Consider the following 21,237-nt stretch of genomic DNA (forward strand, 5'->3'; position numbering starts at 1 on the left):
GACAGCTCTCAAGTGCAGGTCATGATTGCCGTACAGGGCCTCGTCGCCACGCCACACTACCCCCCATGGCCAGCCCACCCGGCATCATTCAGGGACAGGATCGATGAGTCAGCAGTCGCAGTTCGCCTTGCTCGGCAAGCGCCGTTTCCTGCCGTTTTTCGTGACCCAGGCCCTGGGTGCCTTCAACGACAACATCTTCAAGCAATCGCTGATCCTGACGATCCTCTACAAGCTCGCCATCGAAGGCGACCGCAGCGTCTGGGTCAATCTCTGCGCGCTGCTGTTCATCCTGCCGTTCTTTCTGTTCTCGGCGCTGGCCGGGCAGTTCGGTGAAAAATTTCCCAAACACCGCTTGATCCGCGCCATCAAGCTGGCCGAGATCGTCATCATGGCAGTGGGCGCGGTGGGGTTCGCATTCGACCACCTGTGGCTGATGCTCGCCGCGCTGTTCGCCATGGGCACCCACTCGGCGCTGTTCGGCCCGGTCAAGTACTCGATCATGCCCCAGGCACTGCGCCCCGAAGAACTGGTGGGGGGCAACGGCCTGGTGGAAATGGGTACATTCCTGGCGATCCTGGCGGGCACCATCGGTGCCGGGGTGATGATGTCGTCCTCCCACCACGCCGGTGTCGTGGCCAGCGCCGTGCTGCTGGTGGCGCTGGCGGGCTATCTCGCCAGCCGTGCCATACCGCCGGTGAGCGCCGCCAATCCGGGGCTGGTCCTGGACTGGAATATCGCCCGGCAGACCTGGGTCACCTTGCGCCTGGGCCTGGGCCAGACCCGGGCGGTCTCGCGCTCGCTGATCGGCAATTCCTGGTTCTGGTTCGTCGGCGCCATCTACCTGACCCAGATTCCGGCCTACGCCCAGCAGTGGCTGGACGGGGACGAAACCGTGGTCACCCTGATCCTGACCGTGTTCTCCGTGGGTATCGCCTTGGGCTCGATGCTGTGCGAGCGGCTGTCCCGGCACAGGGTCGAGATGGGCCTGGTGCCGCTGGGCGCGCTTGGCCTGACACTGTTCGGGCTGCTGCTGTGGTGGCATTCGAGCGGCCATGTGCCAGCGACGGCGCCTCAGACCTGGATCGGGGCGCTGGGACAGGGCCAGACCTGGTGGGTCTTGCTCGACATTCTCGGCTTGGGCGTCTTCGGCGGCTTCTACATCGTGCCGCTGTACGCGTTGATCCAGTCGCGCACCGCCGCAGACCAGCGCGCCCGAGTGATCGCCGCCAACAACATCCTCAATGCGTTGTTCATGGTGGTGTCGGCGATCCTGTCCATCGTCCTGCTCAGCATGGCCAAACTGACCATCCCCCAGCTGTTTCTGGTGGTGTCGCTGGCCAACCTGGGCGTCAACGCCTACCTCTTCAGTGCCGTGCCCGAGTTCATCTCGCGTTTTCGGCTGTGGCTGCGCGGTCGGTGATCGCCCGGCGCGGGCCGCTGTCGTGGGGTCGATTGGCGGGCTGCCTGCTCGGTGTGTGCCTGATCGTCTCGCAGGGCGTACAGCCGGTGGGCGCCGCAGACGACTACGCCATCGCATCGAGCCGCGCCGCACACGGCCTGATGCTCGACGTCGTCCAGGCCGGTCAGCGGTTGGTTGCCGTGGGTGAGCGTGGGCACATTCTGCATTCGGCAGACCGGGGTCTGACCTGGCAGCAAGCTCGCGTGCCGACTCGACAACTGCTCACCGCGCTGTACTTCGTCGACGGCCAGCATGGCTGGGCGGTGGGTCATGACGCGGTGATCCTGGCCACCTCCGACGGTGGTATCAGCTGGCGCAAACAGCACGAGGATCCGGACCGTGAAGCACCTCTGCTGGATGTGTGGTTCCAGGATGTCGACGACGGCTTCGCCATCGGTGCCTATGGCCTGGTTCTGCAGACCCGCGATGGCGGGCAGACCTGGAAAGAGGTCAGCGAGCGCCTGCCCAACGACGATCAGTACCACCTCAACGGCATCGCCATGATTCCGGACGGCGGTCTGTTCGTGGTCGGCGAGCAAGGCAGTCTGTATCGCTCCGCCGATGCTGGCGCGAGCTGGACCGCGGTGCCCAGCCCCTACACCGGCTCCTGGTTCGGCGTGATCGGCACCGGACAGCCGCGCACTCTGTTGATCTACGGCCTGCGCGGCAGCCTGTATCGCTCCGAGGATTTCGGCGACAGCTGGCAATCGGTGGAGGTGAGCGCCGGCCAGGGCGTGCTGGCGTCCGGCCTGGCCGGCGCGGCGCGGCTGGACAGTGGCGAAATCCTGCTGGTGGGCAACGCTGGCAGCGTCCTGCGCAGTCGTGACCATGGCTACCGTTTCAGCCTCTACCGCCGCGCCGACCGGCGGGCCTTGGCAGGCGTCACAGCGGCCGGACCGGATCGCTGGGTACTGGGCGGGCAGGGCGGGTTGGAACGCGTCGACGGCGACGGCGCGCCGGTGGCACCGTGACGGGCTCTCAAGGTGAGGTGCCCCAGCCTCCGCCTGCGCTCGACGAGCAGCAAGGGTCGTGGCTCGAACGGCTGATCTTCAATCACCGTCCCGCCGTCATTGCCCTGTGCCTGCTGATCAGTCTCGGGCTGTGCTGGCAGGCCATATTGATCCGCCCTGCCACCAGCTTCGAAAAGATGATCCCGCTGCAGCACCCGTTCATCGAGAACATGCTCGCCCACCGCGACGATCTCGCCCACTTGGGCAACAGCGTACGCATCGCGGTGCAGGCCACCGACGGGGACATTTTCCGCGCGGCCTACATGGAAACCCTGCGCCAGCTCCACGACGAAGTGTTCTACCTGCCGGGTGTGGACCGTGCCGGCTTGAAGTCGCTGTGGAGCCCCAGCGTGCGGTGGACCGAGGTCACCGAGGAGGGCTTCGCCGGCGGCGAGGTGATCCCGCAGCGCTACGACGGCACGGCAGCGAGTCTGGAGGCGCTGCGCAGCAACGTGCTGCGCTCGGGGCAGGTCGGCCGCCTGGTGGCCAACGATTTTCGTTCGAGCATCATCGAGGTCCCGCTGCTTGAACGCTATCCTGATCCGCAACGTCCCGGCAGCTTGCTGACACTCGATTACCAGCAGTTTTCCCATCAGCTCGAAGACCGCATTCGCGAGCAATTCCAGACGCGCAATCCGCAGATCAAAGTGCACATCGTCGGCTTTGCCAAGAAGGTCGGTGATCTGATCGATGGCCTGATGAAAGTGGCCGCGTTCTTCGCCGTGGCTGTGCTCATCACGACGCTGCTGCTCTACGCATTTACCCGCTGCGTGCGCAGCACCGTGGCCGTGTTGACCGCGACCCTGGTGGCCGTGGTCTGGCAATTGGGCCTGATGCACGCGATCGGTTTCGGGATCGATCCGTATTCGATGCTGGTGCCGTTTCTGATCTTCGCCATCGGCATTTCCCACGGGGTGCAGAAGATCAACGGCATCGCCCTGCACACGAGCACTGCCGATGACGCGCTGACGGCCGCGCGACGGACCTTTCGGCAACTGTTCCTGCCTGGAATGGTCGCCATCCTGGCCGACGCCGTGGGTTTCATCGCCTTGCTGGTCATCGACATCGGCGTCATCCGCGAGCTGGCGATCAGTGCCTCGATAGGCGTTGCGGTGATCGTCTTCACCAACCTGATCCTGCTGCCTGTGGTGATTTCCTACATCGGCATTCGGCCACGCGCAGTGGCCGACAGTGCGCGCGAGCAGGCTTTCTGGCGCGCCTTTTCACGCGTGGCCAGCCCGCGCGCGGCAGCGGTCTCGATCTTCATGGCAGTGCTGGCGGGCGCCGCAGGCCTGTGGTACAGCCAGAACCTGCAGATCGGCGATCTCGATCAGGGCGCGCCCGAACTGCGTCTCGATTCACGCTACAACAGCGACAACCGGTTCATCATCGATCACTACGCTACCCGCGCCGACGTGCTGGTGGTGATGGTCAAGACACCGGTCGAAGGCTGCTCGACCTACCCGACGATGGCGGCCATCGACGACCTGATGTGGACCCTGAACAACACCCCTGGGGTGCAGTCGACGGTTTCCCTGGTCAGTGTGGCGCGGCAGACGATCAAGGGCATGAACGAGGGCAACCTCAAGTGGGAAACCCTGAGCCGCAACGCGGCCGTGCTCAACAGTGCCGTCGCACGGGCAGAGGGTCTGTACAACGCCGACTGTTCGCTGGCGCCGATCCTGATCTATCTCGACGATCACAAGGCCCTCACCCTGGACCGCGTGGTGGACGCGGTCCAGGCGTTCGCCGCGCAACATGATCGCGACAACCTGCAGTTCCTGCTGGGCGCCGGCAATGCCGGAGTCGAAGCGGCGACCAATCAGGTCATCCAGGCTCGTGAGCCACAGGTCCTGATGCTGGTCTACCTGTGCGTCGCGGTCATGTGCCTGCTGATCTTTCGTTCCTTTGCCGCGACCCTGTGCATCGTTCTGCCGCTGATGCTGACCTCGGTGCTGGGCAACGCGTTGATGGCGTTCATGGGGATCGGCGTGAAAGTCGCCACCTTGCCGGTGATCGCCCTGGGCGTGGGCATCGGCGTGGACTACGGCATCTACCTCTACAGTCGTCTGGCCAGCCACCTGCGCGCCGGACTGCCGTTGCAGCAGGCCTACTACCAGACGTTGCGATCCACCGGGCGAGCGGTCCTGTTCACCGGGTTGTGCCTGGCATGCGGGGTGGTGACCTGGGTGTTCTCGGACATCAAGTTCCAGGCCGACATGGGCCTGATGCTGACCTTCATGCTGCTGTGGAACATGCTTGGCGCCTTGTGGTTGTTACCGGCACTGGCCTGGCTGCTGGTCCGGCCTACAGCGCTTCGGCCCGCCCCAGCACCACACTGAGTGCATTGCGTGCGTCGTCCAGCTGGACCAGCGTGGCATGCCTGGCGCCCAGGGCGTCGCGGTTCTCGATGGCGGTGAGGATCGCCTTGTGCCGCGGCAGCGCCAGCTCGTGCAGGTTGGGCCGCTGGTTGGAATGACGCAGCGCCTCGCGCAGCGCCAGCGACAGCATGTTGCACAGGTGCGCGAGCAGGTCGTTGTGGGTGGCGTCGGCGATTCGGCTGTGGAAATCCAGGTCGGGCTGCAGCACGTCGTCGACCGATCCGGCCGCTTCCATGCGCTGGTAGGCCTCGCCGATCGATGCGACCTCGGCGTCGGTGGCATGCTGGGCGGCCAGCGCCGCTGCTGCCGGTTCGATGATGGTGCGCACGCTGGTCAGCAGGGCGAAGAATTCGTTCTGCGGCGTGCTTTGCATGACCCAATGCAACACGTCCGGGTCGAGCATGTGCCATTCACGGCGCGGCTTGACCACCGAGCCCACCCGCGGCTTGGAGTACACCAGACCCTTGGCCACCAGGACTCGGGTGGCTTCGCGCAGCACCGGGCGGCTCACCGCATACTCTTCACACAGCAGGGCTTCGGCGGGCAGGCGGTCGTCGGGCTTGAAGCGACCGGAGACGATTTGCATCCCCAGTTCCTGGACGATCCGCGAGTGCATGCTTTTGCGATCTGAAGGCTTGCGATAATCCATGGGGCGCGTTCGGTCCTTGGGGCAGGTAATGCGCGATGATAGCACCTGCGCGCCAAGTATTCGGGCGGGCTGTCAGAGCCCTTGTTGCAGGTTCTTGCGCAACGACAGCAGGCTGGCCTGCAAGGCACGCAGCTCCGCACTGCTGTGGCAACTGGCTTTGACGATGTTCAGTGGCACGGACTCGGCCTGGTCGCGCAGGGCCCGGCCCTGGGGCGTGAGCTCGACGATGACCACGCGTTCGTCATCCTTGCTGCGGGTACGGCTGAGCAGACCTTCGGCTTCCAGGCGTTTGAGCAGGGGTGTCAGCGAGCCGGGGTCGGTCAGCAACCGGGTACTGATTTCGCCCACGGTCATGCCGTCTCGTTCCCACAACACCATCATGGTCAGGTACTGCGGGTAGGTCAGGCCCAGCGCTTGCAACAGGGGTTTGTACACCTTGGTCATCAACAGCGATGTCGAGTACAACGAGAAGCACAGCTGATTATCCAGCAGCAGGCTGTCGTCCGCGGTGACTGCCCTGTCATGAGTGGATTCGGTGTTCATGCTGATCCTTTTTCCAATAGTGCGAGAGCATTGCGCGATTCGCCGATGGCAGGGCTGGCGGCTCGCTCGTTCCGTGATGAGGCTGCTGTTGATTTCGAGCTACAAACGTCGCCCATAGTTCGTTCGAGGTTGTGCCCGACGTGCATGCCCATCGACGGCGGTCACACTGGTAGGATGCACGGCTTGAGGGTGCACCCCGGATAGAGAGAGGCGGTATGTTCGAAATATTGCTCTACATTGCACTGGGTGCGGCGATGGGCACGCTGGGCGGCGTGTTCGGCATCGGCGGCGGCCTGATCGCGATCCCGGCCCTGGGCCTGCTGTTCGGCGTGGACCAGCAACTGGCGCAGGGCACGTCGCTGGTGATGGTGGTGCCCAACGTGCTCCTGGCAATGTGGCGCTATCACCAGCGTCGTCCCATTCCCTGGCGGCACGCCTTGCCCCTGGCCGTGGGTGGTCTGGTCTGCGCCTGGCTGGCCTCGATGCTCGCATCCGGGCTCGACCCGGGATCGATGCGAGTGGGCTTCGTGGTGTTCCTGTTGGCGCTGGTGGTCTACAACATCGCGCAGATGTTTCTACGGCCGGTCAGTGGCACGGGCGAGATGCGTCATGCCTGGCCATGGCTGGGCGTACTGGGTGGCTTTTCCGGGGTGATCGGCGGCTTCTTCGGCGTCGGTGGCGCAGTCCTGGCCACGCCGGTGCTGACCAGCGTCTTCGGCACCACCCAGATCATGGCCCAAGGCCTGTCGCTGGCCCTCGCTGCGCCGAGTACCGGCGTGACCCTGCTGACCTACGCGGTGCACGATCACGTCGACTGGGCCATGGGCATACCGATGGCCTTGGGCGGTCTGCTGAGCATCAGCTGGGGCGTGAAGATCGCCTACAGCCTGTCGGAAAAAGTCCTGCGTGGCAGCTTTTGCGTATTCCTGCTGCTGTGCGCGGTCCTGCTGCTGTTCAAGGTTTAGTGTTCAGGGTCTAGCTCGAATCGACCGCACGGGGTGCCCGGTTTCGGTGGATTAATGCCACAATCGGCGCTTCAATTCGCCGCGACGAGCCCTCAGGTGGAAGACCAAGACACCCTGCAACCCCGCGAACGCACCGAGCACGTACTGGCCGAGGTGCACGACGCCTGGGGCATGATCCGCGTGCTGGAAGTGGCGGACTACCGTTTCCTGGAGTTCGGCGACGCCATCGAGCAGAGCTGCACTTTCACTGCCGACCCCAGCTGGCTGGAGTACGACTACACACGGGCCATGCTGGTGGGCGCACTGTGCCATGCCGAACCCGAAAGCGCCCTGTTCCTGGGCCTTGGCGCAGGCACGTTGACCCAGGCTTGCCTCAAGTTCCTGCCACTCGAAGACGTCGAATGCATCGAACTGCGCCCCGACGTGCCCCGGCTGGCCATCGAATACATGGGCCTGGAAGACGATCCCAGGCTGTACATCCGGGTCGGCGACGCACTGGAACTGCTGCCCAGCGCCGAAACCGCCGACCTGATCTTCGTCGACCTGTATACCGATCACGGCCCGGCGCCCGCACATCTGGCCTGGCGCTTTCTCGAACAGTGCCAGCAACGCCTGAACCCGCACGGTTGGCTGATCATCAACCAGTGGGCCGGCAACGATGGCAAGCCGCTCGGCGCTGCGTTGCTGCGCGGGCTCTACCAGCGCCACTACTGGGAATTGCCGGTGAAGGAGGGCAACGTGATCGTGATGGTACCGGCCGATATCGAGCAGCAGCTGGACCTGCCCGGTCTGCGCCAGCGTGCCGAAGCCCTGGCGCCGCAGTTGGGCTATTCCCTGCAGAGCCTGATCGACCTGATCCGCCCGGCGACCTGACACGCCGCGTCGACTCGATACCCCCTGCTACTGGCCGACGAACACGGCAGGGCGCTGCTGCTGCATCGCCGCCAGGCCCTCCTGCGCGTCCTCGCTGGCGAACAGCCGTCCCGTGGTCGCTGCCAATTGGCGGCTGGCGGCCACTTCGCCGTCGCTGATCGCCAGGCGCGCCGACGCCAGGGTCGCCTGCACGCCCAGCGGCGCCTGCCGGGCAATCCGCTGGGCCAGGGCGAGCGCGTTGGGCAGCAGGTCCTCACTGGCCATGACTTCCTGCACCAGGCCCAGGCGCAGTGCCTCGTGAGCATCGAACTCATCGCCGGTGAGCAGCCAGCGCATCGCATTGCCCCAGCCGGCAATCTGTTGCAGGCGCAAGGTGGCGCCGCCGAACGGAAACAGCCCGCGCTGCACCTCCATCTGGGCAAAGCGGGTATTGCTGGCGCACAGGTTGATGTCGGCCGCGAGCATCAGTTCGATGCCCACGGTGAGGCAGTACCCCTGCGCCGCGACGATGACCGGTTTGCTGACTACCGGCCCCCCGGACACCCGCCAGGGATCGCAGCCGCCGGGCGGTACCTGCCAACCCTGGCTCAGACGCGTGCTCACCGCCGTCAGATCCAGCCCTGCGGTGAAATGGTCACCGTGGCAATACACCAGCGCCACCCGCGCCATCGGCTCGCGCTCGAACGCGCCGTAGGCCAGGCTCAGGGCATCGAGCATGGGCAGGTCGAACGCGTTGCGTTTGGCAGGGCGGTCCAGGCCGATGAGCATGACGTGCTCGCGCAGCTCGCAGCTGACCTTGCCAGGGCAGGGGGTGGGCATGACGGCGTTCTCCGAAGGTTTTGGATGAAAGGTTTCAGCCGCCGCACCTGCGCAGGCGCCTTCGCTAAAATAGACCGTGATGCCGATTCGCGCAAAGCCCGCGTGGCTCTGCCGTGCATGCGGCACCAAGGTACAAAAAAGTCTCACCTTGCGGCCGTTTTCAGGTATAGTGCGCGCCGGTCTTTAACCAGGCCACGTTTAGGTAGCGCAATCCCCCGAAGACAGCTTCGGCTGCATGTCCGTTCCGCGGACTCTCCCTAACGATTCTTTCATTCAATCGTTTTCGCAAATCCCCGCCGACAAAGCTGCCAGGGTGACTCTCGAGTCTTACAAGGCATGCGCAGCTTTGGAGCATGGGTCTTTGCGGATGCACTTAGAGGCAGACCCATGACCCAGGAAACCGGCGGCTTCGCCGCTCTCGAACTTCATCCGAACATTGTTGCTGCTGTGGTCGCTACCGGCTACGAAGAGCCTTCGGCTATCCAGCAACAATCGATCCCGATCATTCTCGCCGGTCATGACATGATCGGCCAGGCGCAGACAGGCACCGGTAAAACCGCCGCCTTCGCTCTGCCGATCCTGCATCGTATCGACCCGAGCAAGCGCGAGCCGCAAGCCCTGATCCTGGCGCCAACCCGTGAGTTGGCGCTACAAGTAGCCACTGCATTCGAAACCTACGCCAAGCAGATGCCTGGCGTTACCGTAGTGGCCGTGTACGGCGGTGCCCCGATGGGCCCGCAATTGAAAGCCATCCGCAACGGCGCGCAAATCGTCGTCGCTACCCCCGGCCGTCTCTGCGACCACCTGCGTCGCGACGAGAAAGTCCTCGCCACGGTGAACCACCTGGTGCTCGACGAAGCCGACGAAATGCTCAAGCTGGGCTTCATGGATGACCTGGAAGTCATCTTCAAGGCCATGCCCGAGACTCGCCAGACCGTACTGTTCTCGGCAACCCTGCCGCAGTCGATCCGTGCCATCGCCGAGCGTCATCTCAAAGACCCCAAGCACGTCAAGATCCAGACCAAGACTCAGACCGTCACCGCGATCGAGCAGGCTCACCTGCTGGTTCACGCCGACCAGAAGACCTCGGCTGTCCTGCGCCTGCTGGAAGTCGAAGAGTTCGATGCACTGATCGCATTCGTGCGCACCAAGCAAGCCACCCTCGACCTGGCCAGCGCCCTTGAAGCCAAAGGCTACAAGGCTGCGGCACTCAACGGTGACATCGCCCAGAACCAGCGCGAGCGCGTCATCGACTCGCTCAAGGATGGTCGCCTGGACATCGTCGTCGCCACCGACGTCGCTGCCCGTGGCCTGGACGTACCGCGCATCACTCACGTGTTCAACGTCGACATGCCGTACGACCCCGAGTCCTACGTGCACCGTATCGGCCGTACCGGCCGTGCCGGTCGCGAAGGCCGTGCGCTGCTGCTGGTGACTCCACGTGAGCGTCGCATGCTGCAGGTCATCGAGCGTGTCACCGGCCAGAAGGTCGCTGAAGTTCGCCTGCCAGATGGCCAGGCCGTACTGGATGCGCGCATTCGCAAGCTGACCAACAGCCTCGCGCCGTTGGTGGGTGATGCCGAAAGCACCCACGGCGAGTTGCTGGACCGCTTGACCGCCGACATCGGTTGCAGCCCGCGTGCCCTGGCCGCGGCCCTGCTGCGCAAGGCCACCAATGGCCAGGCGCTGACCTTGGATGCCGTCAACAAAGAGCAGCCACTGGTTCCGACCAGCGCTCCACGCGAACGCACCAGCGGTGATCGTCCTGACCGTGGTGACCGCGAGCGTCGCGCCCCCATGCCACTGGGTGAAGGCCGCGCACGCTGCCGTACTGCCCTGGGTGCTCGTGACGGCATCGCCGCGAAGAACCTGCTGGGCGCCATCCTCAACGAAGGCGGCCTGGCCCGCGAGGCTATCGGTCGCATCCAGGTGCGTGACAGCTTCAGCCTGGTCGAGCTGCCGGAAGAAGGTCTGGAAGGTCTGCTGAGCAAGCTGAAAGATACTCGCGTCGCTGGCAAGCAGTTGAAGCTGCGTCGCTATCGCGAAGACTGATTGCGTATAGTCTTCAGGCATAAAAAAATCCCCGACTGGTTCGGGGATTTTTTTTGTCTTGATCGCGGTGCGTTCATCGCCAGGTCGAGCACGCTCCCGTGGGAGCGGACTCTGCCCGCGAAGCAGGCACCGCCGATCAATCAGTTCTTGGCAGGCGGCACTTGGGTAGCAGGGGTGGTGCCTGGGGCTACGGGCATGCTCGAGTCGGACTTGGTCGCTTCCTGAGCTGCAGCCTTGTTCGATTCGGCAGCCGCTTCGTTGGCCTTGGCGTTTTCCTTGGCGGCATCGTTCATTTTCTCTTGAGCCGAGTCCATTTTTTCCTGCGCTTCCTGACGATGCTCTGCAGCGTCCTGAGCCTTGTCTTCGGATTTCTTGTCGCAAGCGGCCAGACCAAGGGTGGCAGCCAGCATCAGGGAGTAAGCGAGTGTCTTGCGCATGGTGTTTCTCCTTATTGGGTATCTACGAGGCTAAGAGGGTGTGCCTCGGATATAAGTTCCGTCATTGCGGTTATATATAAGTATCGGATCGCAATGAGGTTTTTCCACAGCCGTGCTGTACCGTTCAAGCACTCGTCCGGTTTTCACGCAGGCCCTGGGTGAAAGAAGCCGTTCACGGGTGCTGGCTCACTCGTCTGCCGACGCCACCCTTGAAATACCGATCGGTGGCCCCATCTCCTTGTCATCCCGCCGCTCATCGGCGGCACCTGCCATCTGATTGGAGTTTGATGACCATGAGTGTGGAAACTCAAAAGGAAACCCTGGGCTTCCAGACCGAGGTGAAGCAGCTGCTGCACCTCATGATCCATTCGCTGTATTCCAACAAGGAAATCTTCCTTCGCGAATTGATCTCGAACGCCTCCGACGCCGTCGACAAGCTGCGTTTCGAAGCGCTTGCCAAGCCTGAGCTGCTCGAAGGCGGTGGTGAGCTCAAGATCCGTGTCAGCTTCGACAAGGACGCCAAGACCGTCACCCTCGAAGACAACGGTATCGGCATGAACCGTGACGATGTCGTGACCCACCTGGGCACCATCGCCAAGTCCGGCACTGCCGACTTCATGAAGAACCTCACCGGCGATCAGAAGAAGGATTCGCACCTGATCGGTCAGTTCGGCGTGGGCTTCTACTCGGCCTTCATCGTCGCCGACCAGGTCGACGTCTACAGCCGTCGTGCCGGCACCCCGGCCAGCGAAGGTGTGCACTGGTCCTCCAAGGGCGAAGGCGAGTTCGAAGTCGCCAACATAGAGAAGGCCGAGCGCGGTACTCGTATCGTGCTGCACCTGAAAAGCGCCGAAGACGAATTCGCCGACGGCTACCGTCTGCGCAACATCATCAAGAAGTACTCCGACCACATCGCCCTGCCGATCGAGCTGCCCAAGGAAAGCGCGCCGGCCGAAGGCGAAGAGGCCCCGGCGCAGGAGTGGGAAACCGTCAACCGCGCCAGCGCCCTGTGGACCCGTCCGCGTACCGAGATCAAAGACGAGGAATACCAGGAGTTCTACAAGCACGTCGGTCACGACTACGAGAACCCGCTGAGCTGGAGCCACAACAAGGTCGAAGGCAAGCTGGAATACACCTCGCTGCTGTACGTGCCGGCCCGTGCACCGTTCGACCTGTACCAGCGCGAAGCCCCGCGTGGCCTCAAGCTGTACGTGCAGCGCGTGTTCGTGATGGATCAGGCCGAATCCTTCCTGCCTTTGTACCTGCGTTTCATCAAGGGTGTGGTCGACTCCAACGATCTGTCCCTGAACGTGTCGCGTGAGATCCTGCAGAAAGATCCGATCATCGACTCGATGAAAACGGCCCTGACCAAGCGTGTTCTCGACATGCTGGAGAAACTGGCCAAGAACGAGCCCGAGCAGTACAAAGGCTTCTGGAAGAACTTTGGCCAGGTCCTCAAGGAAGGCCCTGCCGAAGATTTCGCCAACAAGGAAAAGATCGCCGGCCTGCTGCGCTTCGCTTCCACCAGCGACGACAGCGGCGAGCAGAGCGTCGGCCTCGCCGACTACCTGGCACGGGTCAAGGAAGGTCAGGACAAGATCTACTACCTGTCCGGCGAGTCCTATGCGCAGGTCAAGAACAGTCCGCACCTGGAAGTCTTCCGCAAGAAAGGCATCGAAGTGCTGCTGCTGACCGATCGCATCGACGAGTGGCTGATGAGCTACCTGACTGAATTCGATGGCAAGGGCTTTGTCGACGTTGCCCGTGGTGACCTCGACCTGGGCAAGCTGGACTCCGAGGAGGACAAGAAAGCCCAGGAAGAAATTGCCAAGGACAAGGAAGGGCTGGTCGAGCGCCTTAAAGCGGCTCTGGGTGATTCCGTCAGCGAAGTGCGGGTTTCCCACCGTCTGACCGATTCGCCCGCGATCCTGGCCATCGGTGAGCAGGACCTGGGCCTGCAGATGCGCCAGATCCTGGAAGCCAGCGGCCAGAAGGTGCCGGATTCCAAGCCGATCTTCGAGTTCAACCCCAACCACCCGCTGATCGCCAAGCTGGACGTGGAGCAGAGCGAAGATCGTTTCGCCGACTTCTCTCACATCCTGTTCGATCAGGCGGCGCTGGCGGCCGGTGACAGCTTGAAAGATCCTGCCGGATACGTGCGGCGGCTGAACAAGCTGCTGGTCGAGTTGTCCGTTTAAGCAGTCCAGGTAAAAGCCCGCTTCGGCGGGCTTTTTCGTTTTCAGTCAAGACCTTTTGGGGGTACAAGCATGAGCACATTGACCGTTCAATCCGTGGTCTACCAGATCGACGGGCAGGCGTACGAAAGCCGTCTGGTGTACGACGCCGATATCGTTTCTCCACGTCCGGGGCTGGTGATGGCGCCCAACTGGATGGGTGTCAGCGAGGGTGCCGAGCGCATCGCCCATGCCGTGGCTTCCAAGGGCTATGTGGTGCTGCTGGTGGACTTGTATGGGCAGGGCGTGCGCCCGAGCAACAACGACGAAGCCGCAGCGGCCATGACTCCGCTAAAGAACGACCGCGCCCTGCTGCGCAAGCGCATGCAGGTGGCGTTGCAGCAGTTGCACGAGCAACCCCACGCAGCTGTCGATCCCGCGCAGTCCGCAGCCTTCGGTTTCTGCTTCGGCGGTTGCTGTGCTCTGGAGCTGGCACGTACCGGCGCAGCGCTCAAAGCCACCGTGTCGTTCCACGGCACGCTGGACACGCCCAATCCGGCCGATGCTCATGACATCAAGGGTTCGGTCCTGGTACTGCACGGCGACGCCGACCCACTGGTACCTGCCGAGCAGTTGCCTGCGTTCCGTTCCGAAATGAACTCGGCGGGCGTGGATTGGCAGTTGACCAGCTACGGCGGTGCCTACCATTCGTTCACCGACACCGAGGCCAACAACCCGGGTGTGCAGATGTACGATGCCAAGGTCTCGGCACGGGCTTTCCAGGCCATGCACAACCTGCTCGACGAAGTGTTCCAGGCCTGAGTCAGCATGTGACCGGGAATGCCTGTTCGCGGCCATTGGCCGCTCCTGCGCCATTTCCGTAGGAGCGGTCAGCGGCCGCGAACAACCCTGGTTTAGGCCTCCGCCAGATACGTCTCGATATCGATCACCGCGCTGGTCATCAGTTTGTGCACCGGACAATGATCGGCCACCCGGTCCAGGTCATGGCGTTGCGCTTCCGTCAGGTTGCCCAGTAGCGTCAGTTTGACCCGCAGGCTGTACTTGCCGGTCGGCTCCTGGCTGTTGTCGCGCTTGACCTCGATGTTCACCCCGGTCAATGGAATGTTTTTGCGCTGCGCATAAAGCTTGAGGGTCAAGGCCTTGCAGGCACCCAGTGCAGCGTCGAAATAGTCATGGGGCGAGGGTGCCGAATCTGCGCCACCCAAGGCTTCGAGCAGGTCGGTATGGAAGGAGTGGCGGTCATCGATGTCGATGCGGTGGCGAAATCCGTCGCCGGGTTCGGTAGTCACGGTGATAGACATGGAGATCCCTACGTTTGAGTGCACAAACCACACTGTATAGAGGCTTGTGCCGCCAAAGGGGTTCAACTGTCATCAGCCGACCGACTGCAGGCAAAAAAAACGGCGCCCGCAGGCGCCGTCTTCAAGCAAGGCTATGAGCCTTACTGGCCGGTCCAGCGCTTGAGCACCAGGGTAGCGTTGGTGCCGCCGAAGCCGAAGCTGTTGCTCATCACAGTGTTGATCTCGACGTTTTCCTGGGTAACGGTCTGCACCGGCAGATCGGCCACGGCAGGGTCCAGTTCGTCGATGTTGGCGGAGCCTGCGATGAAGTTGCCTTCCATCATCAGCATGCAGTAGATCGCTTCGTGCACGCCAGCGGCGCCCAGGGAGTGACCGGACAGGCTCTTGGTCGAACTGATGGCCGGATACTTGCCAGCGAAGACTTCACGCACACCTTTCATCTCGGCTACGTCGCCCACCGGCGTGGAAGTGCCGTGAGTGTTCAGGTAGTCGATCGGGGTGTCGACGGTGGACAGGGCCTGCTGCATGCAGCGGATGGCGCCTTCGCCGCTTGGCGCGACCATGTCGTACCCATCGGAGGTCGCGCCGTAGCCGACGATCTCGGCGTAGATGTGCGCGCCGCGGGCCAGGGCGTGTTCCAGTTCCTCGACCACCACCATGCCACCGCCACCGGCGATGACGAAGCCATCACGGTCGCTGTCGTAGGCGCGCGAAGCTTTCTCAGGCGTGTCGTTGCGCTTGCTGGACAGGGCGCCCATGGCATCGAACAGGAACGACTGGCTCCAGTGCTCCTCTTCACCGCCACCGGCGAACACGACGTCCTGCTTGCCCATCTGGATCTGTTCCATAGCCGTACCGATGCAGTGCGCGCTGGTGGCGCAAGCCGAGGCGATGGAGTAGTTCAGGCCCTTGATCTTGAACGGGGTGGCCAGGCAGGCCGACACGGTGCTGCTCATGGTCCGGGTGACACGATACGGGCCGACGCGCTTCACGCCTTTTTCGCGCAGGATGTCGAGTGCTTCCATCTGGTTCAAGGTGGAGGCGCCGCCCGAACCTGCGATCAGGCCGGTACGAGGATTGGAGACCTGCTCTTCGGTCAGGCCGGAATCCTTGATTGCATCCTGCATGGCCAGGTAGGCGTACGCGGCGGCATGGCCGACGAAGCGGTACACCTTGCGGTCGATCAATTCTTCCAGATTGAGGTCGATGGAGCCGGAAACCTGGCTACGCAGACCCATTTCGGCATATTCCGGGTTGAAGCGGATGCCAGGGCGGCTTGCCCGCAGGTTTGCGGAGACGGTGTCTTTGTCATTGCCCAGGCACGAAACGATGCCCAGACCAGTGATAACAACGCGGCGCATGCGGATAACCCTTAGAAATTTTCGGTGGATGTAAAGACGCCAACCCGAAGGCCGTCGGCGGTGTAGATCTCGCGACCGTCGACACTGACCGAGCCATCGGCGATGGCCATGTTCAGCTTGCCCTTGAGCACGCGTTTGATATGAATGTTGTAGGTGACCTTCTTGGCGGTCGGCAGTACCTGGCCGAAGAACTTCACTTCGCCCGAACCCAGCGCACGGCCGCGGCCCGGCAGGCCTTGCCAGCCCAGGAAGAAACCGACCAGCTGCCACATGGCATCCAGGCCCAGGCAGCCCGGCATCACCGGATCGCCTTCGAAGTGGCAGGCGAAGAACCACAGGTCCGGGGTGATATCCAGCTCGGCGACCAATTCACCCTTGCCGTACTTGCCACCTTCGGCGCTGATATGGGTGATGCGGTCCACCATCAGCATGTTGGGGGCGGGCAATTGCGCGTTACCTGGGCCGAACAGCTCGCCACGACTGCAGCGCAGCAGATCTTCCCGAGTAAAGGCGTTTTGTTTGGTCATGCGAGCTCCTCAATAGTCCCTGGTGGCAGGGGGCAGATCTTCCCGACCGACCAGAAGGATCAAAGCCTGGGTCGGCAGCCTACACATAGACTATTGCGTTGTAGTGAAAGTCACAGCGCAAGCGATACGGAAGTACACTTGTTCACTGAAATTATAATGCCAGACGACAGGCTTTGTCCGAATGGATGTACAAGACTGCCGCACTTTAACATTTCTTGCCAGCAACGGGCGTTATCTGGAGGGTATCGGGTGGTCATTCAGCGGCGCGTTTTCAGCTCGTCCAGCGCAGCAGAACCTGTTGCAGGTCTGCACGTTTGAACGGTTTGGCCAGGTAATCGTTCATTCCCGCGTCCAGGCAGGTATCGCGGTCGCCCAGCAAGGCGTTGGCGGTCAGGGCGATGATCGGCAGCTCGGTGCGACCGGGAATCTGGCGGATCTGCCGTGAAGCGCCGTAGCCGTCCAGAACCGGCAGGCGGCAGTCCATCAGCACCGCCGAATAGAGCCGTTCACGCACTTGGTCGACTGCTTCGGCACCGTCGCTCACCACATCGACGTCGTACCCCAGGCTGCGCAGCATGGCTTCGATCACGGTCTGATTGACCGGGTTGTCTTCCACCAGCAAAACGCGGTGACCGGCGCCATCGTCGTGGGCGCACGTGTTGGGCACGGGTGCCGGCCGCGCCAGACTCTGCTGGCTCAGGGCCAAGGGCATCTCCAGGGTGAACAGCGAGCCTTTACCCTCCTGGCTCTGAGCCCGCAACGTGCCGCCCATGCGTTCGGCCAGCGTGCGTGCGATCGGCAAGCCCAGACCGGTACCGCCGTAGCGCCGTGAGATCGAACTGTCGGCCTGGGCGAAGGCGACGAACATGCTTTCCAGGCGATCTTCGCCAATGCCGATGCCCGTGTCGCGCACGGTGCAGGTCAGCCAGATCAACTGGTGATCCAGTACCTGCCACTGCACGCCGACGTGCACGCCGCCGTCGTCGGTGAACTTCAGCGCATTGCCGATCAGGTTGACCAGAATCTGTCGGATACGGGTCGGATCACCTTCGACCTGAAGCCCTGCAATGCCTTCGGGCAGCGCCAGCTCCAACGTCAGTTTTCGCTGTCGTGCGGTGTGCTGGAAGGCCTGCACGCAACTGGTGATCAGTTCATGCAAGCTGAAGCCGATGTGCTCCAGTTCCATCGCTGCCCGTTCGATACGGGAAAAATCCAGGATGTCGTTGATGACCTTGAGCAGGTGCTCGGTAGACTCGGTAGCCACCTGGGCATAGTCGCGCTGTTCGTCGTTCAGGGTGGTGGTTTCAAGCAACTGGAGCATGCCCAGCACACCATTCATCGGCGTGCGCAGTTCATGGCTCATCATCGCCAGGAAGTCCGACTTGGCGCTGTTGGCGCGCTCGGCCTCTTCACGGGTCTGGATCAGTTGCTGCATGGCCTGATGCTGCTCCTGGCTGGCTTTGGCCAAGGCGCTGGCCAGGTTGTTGATGTGCCCGGCCAGGTGGCCCAGTTCGCTGTCGTCGACGATCGGCAGCGGCGTGTCGAAGCGGCCCTGGCCGATGGCCTTGACCACCCGGCTCATTTCGCTGATCGGCTGGGCCAGGCTGCGCGCCAGGCGCCGGGCCAGCAGGTAGGTGAACAACAGGGCGAACAGCGCCAGTACGCCGGCCTTGAGCACGATCTCCTGCTGGCGCTGACTGAAGGCATCGTCGGACATGCCAACGATGACCCGCCCCAGGTAGTCGCCACTGCTGGCGCTCACCAGGTGTTGCTGCACCTGTGCCCGATGGTCTTCCATGAACGCGCCGCGGATCTGGATCGGCGCCTGGAATACCTCGACATGGGCCGAGCGATGCTCGTCGCCAACACGCCGTTCGACGTAGGCCAGGCGCTGATCGGTCTGGTCCTGAATCTCCAGAAAGCGTACATGTGGAGTGGCCAGAGTGGCGCCGAGCAAGCCTTCGAGCACTGCGGCATTGTCAGTGACCACACCGTACTCGGACGCGGGGGCGAGCTGGTTGGCGATCAACTGGCCCGTGTGGTTGAGTTCCTGGCGCAGGTCCTGCAGACGCACGAAGGTAAAGAAGCCGATCAGCAACAGCGTCAGCAGCAGCGCCGGCCCGACGCTGATAATCTGGGTGCGCGTATGAATGTCGCGGTTCAGGCGCAACTTCATGTCAGGGCGCGAGGCAATGGGAAAATGGCGAACACGACAGGGCCTGATTCGAGTTGAACAGTCAGGCATGTTAACCGGTCAGGGCGACAATTCCAGTCGTAATGTTGCCGGGGAGCAGGCCGGGACTGGTCGTGTCGGGGCGCCTCCGTATAATGTCGTCAATCGCCTTCAACTCGACCAAATGGATGGGATATGACTCAAGAGCAGCCGATAGCCGTGCTGGGGGGAGGTAGTTTCGGCACCGCCGTGGCCAACCTGCTGGCCGAGAACGGCCATTCGGTCCGGCAATGGATGCGTGATCCGGAGCAGGCCGAGGCCATTCGGCTGAACCGGGAAAACCCGCGCTACCTCAAAGGTATAAAGATCCTGCCGGGGGTGACGCCGGTCACGGACCTGCCCACGACTATCGCCGGCAGCGAGCTGATCTTCGTTGCGCTGCCTTCCAGCGCCCTGCGCAGCGTACTGGCCGTGCACGCCGAGCAACTGACGGGCAAGATGCTGGTCAGCCTGACCAAGGGCATCGAGGCGCAGACCTTCAAGCTGATGAGCGAGATCCTCGAAGACGTCGCGCCGGGCGCGCGCATCGGCGTGCTGTCCGGGCCCAACCTGGCCCGCGAGATCGCCGAGCATGCCTTGACCGCCACCGTGGTGGCGAGCGCCGACGAAGCCCTCTGCGAACGCGTCCAGGCCGTTCTCCATGGGCGCACCTTTCGCGTCTATGCCAGCAGTGACCGCTTCGGCGTCGAACTGGGCGGCGCCCTCAAGAACGTCTACGCGATCATTGCCGGCATGGCCGTGGCATTGGGCATGGGCGAGAACACCAAGAGCATGCTGATCACCCGCGCGCTCGCCGAAATGACCCGCTTCGCCGTCAGCCAGGGTGCCAACCCCATGACTTTCCTGGGTCTGGCCGGAGTCGGTGACCTCATCGTCACCTGTTCCTCGCCCAAGAGCCGCAACTATCAGGTAGGGTTCGCGCTGGGCGAAGGCCTGAGCCTGGAAGACGCCGTGTCGCGCCTGGGCGAAGTGGCCGAAGGGGTCAACACCCTGAAGGTGCTCAAGGCCAAGGCGCAAGAGCTGCAGGTGTACATGCCGCTGGTGGCGGGCCTGCATGCAATCCTCTTCGAAGGGCGTACCCTGAATCAGGTCATCGACTTGCTGATGAGAGCCGAACCCAAAACCGACGTCGACTTCATTTCCACCAGCGGCTTCAACTGAGGAGCAATTCATGAACCGTTCTTTCAACGATCCGGACCGCGAGGCCATCGTACTGCGTGTGCTCTGGATGGTGGTGTTCGTGCTGGTCTGGCAGGTCGCCCAGTTCCTGCTCGGCGCGCTGGTGCTGGTGCAGCTGATCTATCGTCTGGTCTATGGCGCGCCGAACGCGGGCATGATGGCCTTCGGCGACAGCCTGAGCCAATACCTGGCCCAGATCGGCCGCTTTGGCAGCTTCCACACCGAGCACAAACCCTGGCCGTTTTCCGACTGGCCCCAAGCGCGTCCAGCCGACGGCGAAACGGCCCACCCGGCAGGCGCGGGTCGCCCGCTGGCCGATGACGAGCCCAAACCATGAAGCTCTGGGTCCTGCGTCATGGTGAGGCCGTCAGCCATGCCCGCAGCGATGCCGAGCGTGCCCTGACTTCGTTCGGCCAGCAGCAGGCACTGATCAGCGCTGCGCACCTGCACGATCAAGCGCTGGACGCCATCCTTGCCAGCCCCTATGTGCGCGCACAACAGACCGCAACCCTGGTCCATGGCGCCCTGCAGGCGGCTCCACCGATACAGACCGTGCCCTGGCTGACGCCCGACAGCGATCCTCTGGCGGTCATCGGCCACCTGGAGGCGCTGGGGCTGGACAACGTCCTGCTGGTCAGCCATCAGCCGCTGGTAGGCAACCTGCTGAGCCTGCTCGTGCACGGCGACCTGCGTCACCCCGAGCCCATGCAGACGGCCAGCCTGGCCGAGTTGCACGGCGACTGGCCGCTCGCGGGGCTGATGTCCCTGCAAGCGGTTCGTCATCCCTAACCTGTCAGGAATACACCCATGAGCCTGTGGCGCACCGAACCGGATCTGGAACGCTTGAATGCCGCGCAGAAAAACACCATCGGCGAGTTGCTCGACATCCGCTTCGAAAGCTTCGATGGCCAGTCCCTGACCGCCAGCATGGCGGTCGACGCACGTACCCACCAACCGTTCGGCCTGCTCCACGGCGGCGCCTCGGTGGTGCTGGCCGAAAGCCTGGGGTCGATGGCCAGTTTTCTGTGCATCGATACCGAGCGTTTCTACTGTGTGGGCCTGGAGGTCAACGCCAACCATCTGCGCGGGTTGCGCAGTGGCCGCGTGACAGGCGTGGCTCGTGCCGTGCACATCGGCCGTACCACCCACGTATGGGACATCCGCCTGCAAGGCGACGACGGCAAGCCCAGCTGCATTTCACGCCTGACGGTGGCCGTCGTGCCGCTGGGGCAGAACCCTCCGGCCCGCTGAGT

Annotated in this window: 18 protein-coding genes and 2 pseudogenes; 12 read left to right on the forward strand and 8 right to left on the reverse strand. The window is 63.1% G+C overall.

Annotated elements, in window-relative coordinates:
• Positions 1-103: 103 nt before the first annotated feature.
• From QMX89_RS05455 to QMX89_RS05465, 3 genes and pseudogenes are all read left to right on the forward strand, one after another.
• Positions 104-1,408, forward strand: a pseudogene (locus QMX89_RS05455) (MFS transporter); the annotation flags it as partial.
• A gap of 56 nt (positions 1,409-1,464) precedes the next feature.
• Complete coding sequence (locus QMX89_RS05460) at positions 1,465-2,430, forward strand: YCF48-related protein (protein ID WP_282347407.1); 966 nt, start codon at positions 1,465-1,467, stop codon at positions 2,428-2,430.
• Positions 2,431-2,447: 17 nt separating this feature from the next.
• Positions 2,448-4,811: an MMPL family transporter gene (locus QMX89_RS05465; RefSeq protein WP_282347409.1), complete on the forward strand. Its 2,364-nt coding sequence runs from the start codon at positions 2,448-2,450 to the stop codon at positions 4,809-4,811.
• On the opposite strand, the gene QMX89_RS05470 is transcribed toward QMX89_RS05465, so the two are convergent.
• Positions 4,777-5,499, reverse strand: a complete 723-nt coding sequence (locus QMX89_RS05470) for a FadR/GntR family transcriptional regulator (protein ID WP_049861022.1) — start codon at positions 5,497-5,499, stop codon at positions 4,777-4,779. The genes QMX89_RS05465 and QMX89_RS05470 overlap by 35 nt on opposite strands.
• Before the next feature lie 72 nt (positions 5,500-5,571).
• Complete coding sequence (locus QMX89_RS05475; protein ID WP_049861021.1) at positions 5,572-6,042, reverse strand: MarR family transcriptional regulator; 471 nt, start codon at positions 6,040-6,042, stop codon at positions 5,572-5,574.
• Positions 6,043-6,257: 215 nt separating this feature from the next.
• Between QMX89_RS05475 and QMX89_RS05480 the strand changes: the two genes are divergently transcribed.
• Both QMX89_RS05480 and QMX89_RS05485 read left to right on the forward strand, forming a co-directional pair.
• Positions 6,258-7,007: a sulfite exporter TauE/SafE family protein gene (locus tag QMX89_RS05480; RefSeq protein WP_282347333.1), complete on the forward strand. Its 750-nt coding sequence runs from the start codon at positions 6,258-6,260 to the stop codon at positions 7,005-7,007.
• A gap of 171 nt (positions 7,008-7,178) precedes the next feature.
• Positions 7,179-7,880 (forward strand): spermidine synthase, encoded by a 702-nt coding sequence (locus QMX89_RS05485; RefSeq protein WP_056843467.1) that lies wholly within the window; start codon positions 7,179-7,181, stop codon positions 7,878-7,880.
• A 27-nt stretch (positions 7,881-7,907) separates the two neighbouring features.
• Here the strand turns inward: QMX89_RS05485 and QMX89_RS05490 are convergent, their stop codons facing one another.
• On the reverse strand, positions 7,908-8,699 hold the full coding sequence (locus tag QMX89_RS05490; protein WP_282347334.1) for a crotonase/enoyl-CoA hydratase family protein: 792 nt from the start codon (positions 8,697-8,699) through the stop codon (positions 7,908-7,910).
• Between the two features lie 353 nt (positions 8,700-9,052).
• Between QMX89_RS05490 and QMX89_RS05495 the strand changes: the two are divergent.
• Positions 9,053-10,751 (forward strand): annotated as a pseudogene (locus tag QMX89_RS05495) (DEAD/DEAH box helicase).
• Between the two features lie 140 nt (positions 10,752-10,891).
• Here the strand turns inward: QMX89_RS05495 and QMX89_RS05500 are convergent.
• Positions 10,892-11,188, reverse strand: coding sequence for a hypothetical protein (locus QMX89_RS05500; protein ID WP_049861017.1), 297 nt, complete (start codon positions 11,186-11,188; stop codon positions 10,892-10,894).
• Positions 11,189-11,481: 293 nt separating this feature from the next.
• On the opposite strand from QMX89_RS05500, the gene htpG reads away from it, so the two are divergent.
• Both htpG and QMX89_RS05510 read left to right on the forward strand, forming a co-directional pair.
• Positions 11,482-13,386 (forward strand): molecular chaperone HtpG, encoded by a 1,905-nt coding sequence (gene htpG / locus QMX89_RS05505; protein WP_049861132.1) that lies wholly within the window; start codon positions 11,482-11,484, stop codon positions 13,384-13,386.
• A 69-nt stretch (positions 13,387-13,455) separates the two neighbouring features.
• Entirely contained in the window at positions 13,456-14,184 is a 729-nt protein-coding gene (locus tag QMX89_RS05510; protein WP_049861016.1) for a dienelactone hydrolase family protein, read from the forward strand.
• Between the two features lie 92 nt (positions 14,185-14,276).
• Here the strand turns inward: QMX89_RS05510 and QMX89_RS05515 are convergent, their stop codons facing one another.
• The 4 genes from QMX89_RS05515 to QMX89_RS05530 all read right to left on the reverse strand — a co-directional run bounded on the left by QMX89_RS05515 (position 14,277) and on the right by QMX89_RS05530 (position 18,748).
• The gene (locus QMX89_RS05515; protein WP_282347335.1) at positions 14,277-14,684 is read right to left on the reverse strand and encodes an OsmC family protein; all 408 of its coding nucleotides are present in this window, start codon (positions 14,682-14,684) and stop codon (positions 14,277-14,279) included.
• A gap of 140 nt (positions 14,685-14,824) precedes the next feature.
• Entirely contained in the window at positions 14,825-16,045 is a 1,221-nt protein-coding gene (fabB, locus tag QMX89_RS05520) for a beta-ketoacyl-ACP synthase I (protein WP_049861014.1), read from the reverse strand.
• Between the two features lie 11 nt (positions 16,046-16,056).
• Positions 16,057-16,572: a 3-hydroxyacyl-[acyl-carrier-protein] dehydratase FabA gene (gene fabA, locus QMX89_RS05525; RefSeq protein WP_049861013.1), complete on the reverse strand. Its 516-nt coding sequence runs from the start codon at positions 16,570-16,572 to the stop codon at positions 16,057-16,059.
• A 271-nt stretch (positions 16,573-16,843) separates the two neighbouring features.
• On the reverse strand, positions 16,844-18,748 hold the full coding sequence (locus tag QMX89_RS05530; protein WP_282347336.1) for an ATP-binding protein: 1,905 nt from the start codon (positions 18,746-18,748) through the stop codon (positions 16,844-16,846).
• Between the two features lie 192 nt (positions 18,749-18,940).
• Between QMX89_RS05530 and QMX89_RS05535 the strand changes: the two genes are divergently transcribed.
• From QMX89_RS05535 to QMX89_RS05550, 4 genes are read left to right on the forward strand one after another with little or no spacing between them, the layout of a single operon-like run.
• Positions 18,941-19,966: an NAD(P)H-dependent glycerol-3-phosphate dehydrogenase gene (locus QMX89_RS05535; protein WP_049861011.1), complete on the forward strand. Its 1,026-nt coding sequence runs from the start codon at positions 18,941-18,943 to the stop codon at positions 19,964-19,966.
• 10 nt (positions 19,967-19,976) lie between these two features.
• Positions 19,977-20,321 (forward strand): DUF4389 domain-containing protein, encoded by a 345-nt coding sequence (locus QMX89_RS05540; RefSeq protein ID WP_049861010.1) that lies wholly within the window; start codon positions 19,977-19,979, stop codon positions 20,319-20,321.
• A complete protein-coding gene (gene sixA, locus QMX89_RS05545) occupies positions 20,318-20,773 on the forward strand; it encodes a phosphohistidine phosphatase SixA (protein WP_282347337.1) in 456 nt (151 codons plus the stop codon). Before QMX89_RS05540 ends, sixA begins: the two co-directional genes overlap by 4 nt.
• Positions 20,774-20,791: 18 nt before the next feature.
• Positions 20,792-21,235 (forward strand): hotdog fold thioesterase, encoded by a 444-nt coding sequence (locus QMX89_RS05550; protein ID WP_049861008.1) that lies wholly within the window; start codon positions 20,792-20,794, stop codon positions 21,233-21,235.
• The last annotated feature ends 2 nt before the right edge of the window (positions 21,236-21,237 follow it).

Origin of the sequence: Pseudomonas sp. PS01301, assembly GCF_029960215.1 — a bacterium.
GTDB lineage: Bacteria > Pseudomonadota > Gammaproteobacteria > Pseudomonadales > Pseudomonadaceae > Aquipseudomonas > Aquipseudomonas coleopterorum.

Coding starts and splice junctions, on each gene's coding strand:
- QMX89_RS05470 (WP_049861022.1), bottom strand. CDS start 5,499: ATGGATTATCGCAAGCCTTCAGATCGCAAAAGCATGCACTCGCGGATC.
- QMX89_RS05475 (WP_049861021.1), bottom strand. CDS start 6,042: ATGAACACCGAATCCACTCATGACAGGGCAGTCACCGCGGACGACAGC.
- QMX89_RS05480 (WP_282347333.1), top strand. CDS start 6,258: ATGTTCGAAATATTGCTCTACATTGCACTGGGTGCGGCGATGGGCACG.
- QMX89_RS05485 (WP_056843467.1), top strand. CDS start 7,179: ATGATCCGCGTGCTGGAAGTGGCGGACTACCGTTTCCTGGAGTTCGGC.
- QMX89_RS05490 (WP_282347334.1), bottom strand. CDS start 8,699: ATGCCCACCCCCTGCCCTGGCAAGGTCAGCTGCGAGCTGCGCGAGCAC.
- QMX89_RS05500 (WP_049861017.1), bottom strand. CDS start 11,188: ATGCGCAAGACACTCGCTTACTCCCTGATGCTGGCTGCCACCCTTGGT.
- htpG (WP_049861132.1), top strand. CDS start 11,482: ATGAGTGTGGAAACTCAAAAGGAAACCCTGGGCTTCCAGACCGAGGTG.
- QMX89_RS05510 (WP_049861016.1), top strand. CDS start 13,456: ATGAGCACATTGACCGTTCAATCCGTGGTCTACCAGATCGACGGGCAG.
- QMX89_RS05515 (WP_282347335.1), bottom strand. CDS start 14,684: ATGTCTATCACCGTGACTACCGAACCCGGCGACGGATTTCGCCACCGC.
- fabB (WP_049861014.1), bottom strand. CDS start 16,045: ATGCGCCGCGTTGTTATCACTGGTCTGGGCATCGTTTCGTGCCTGGGC.
- fabA (WP_049861013.1), bottom strand. CDS start 16,572: ATGACCAAACAAAACGCCTTTACTCGGGAAGATCTGCTGCGCTGCAGT.
- QMX89_RS05530 (WP_282347336.1), bottom strand. CDS start 18,748: ATGAAGTTGCGCCTGAACCGCGACATTCATACGCGCACCCAGATTATC.
- QMX89_RS05535 (WP_049861011.1), top strand. CDS start 18,941: ATGACTCAAGAGCAGCCGATAGCCGTGCTGGGGGGAGGTAGTTTCGGC.
- QMX89_RS05540 (WP_049861010.1), top strand. CDS start 19,977: ATGAACCGTTCTTTCAACGATCCGGACCGCGAGGCCATCGTACTGCGT.
- sixA (WP_282347337.1), top strand. CDS start 20,318: ATGAAGCTCTGGGTCCTGCGTCATGGTGAGGCCGTCAGCCATGCCCGC.
- QMX89_RS05550 (WP_049861008.1), top strand. CDS start 20,792: ATGAGCCTGTGGCGCACCGAACCGGATCTGGAACGCTTGAATGCCGCG.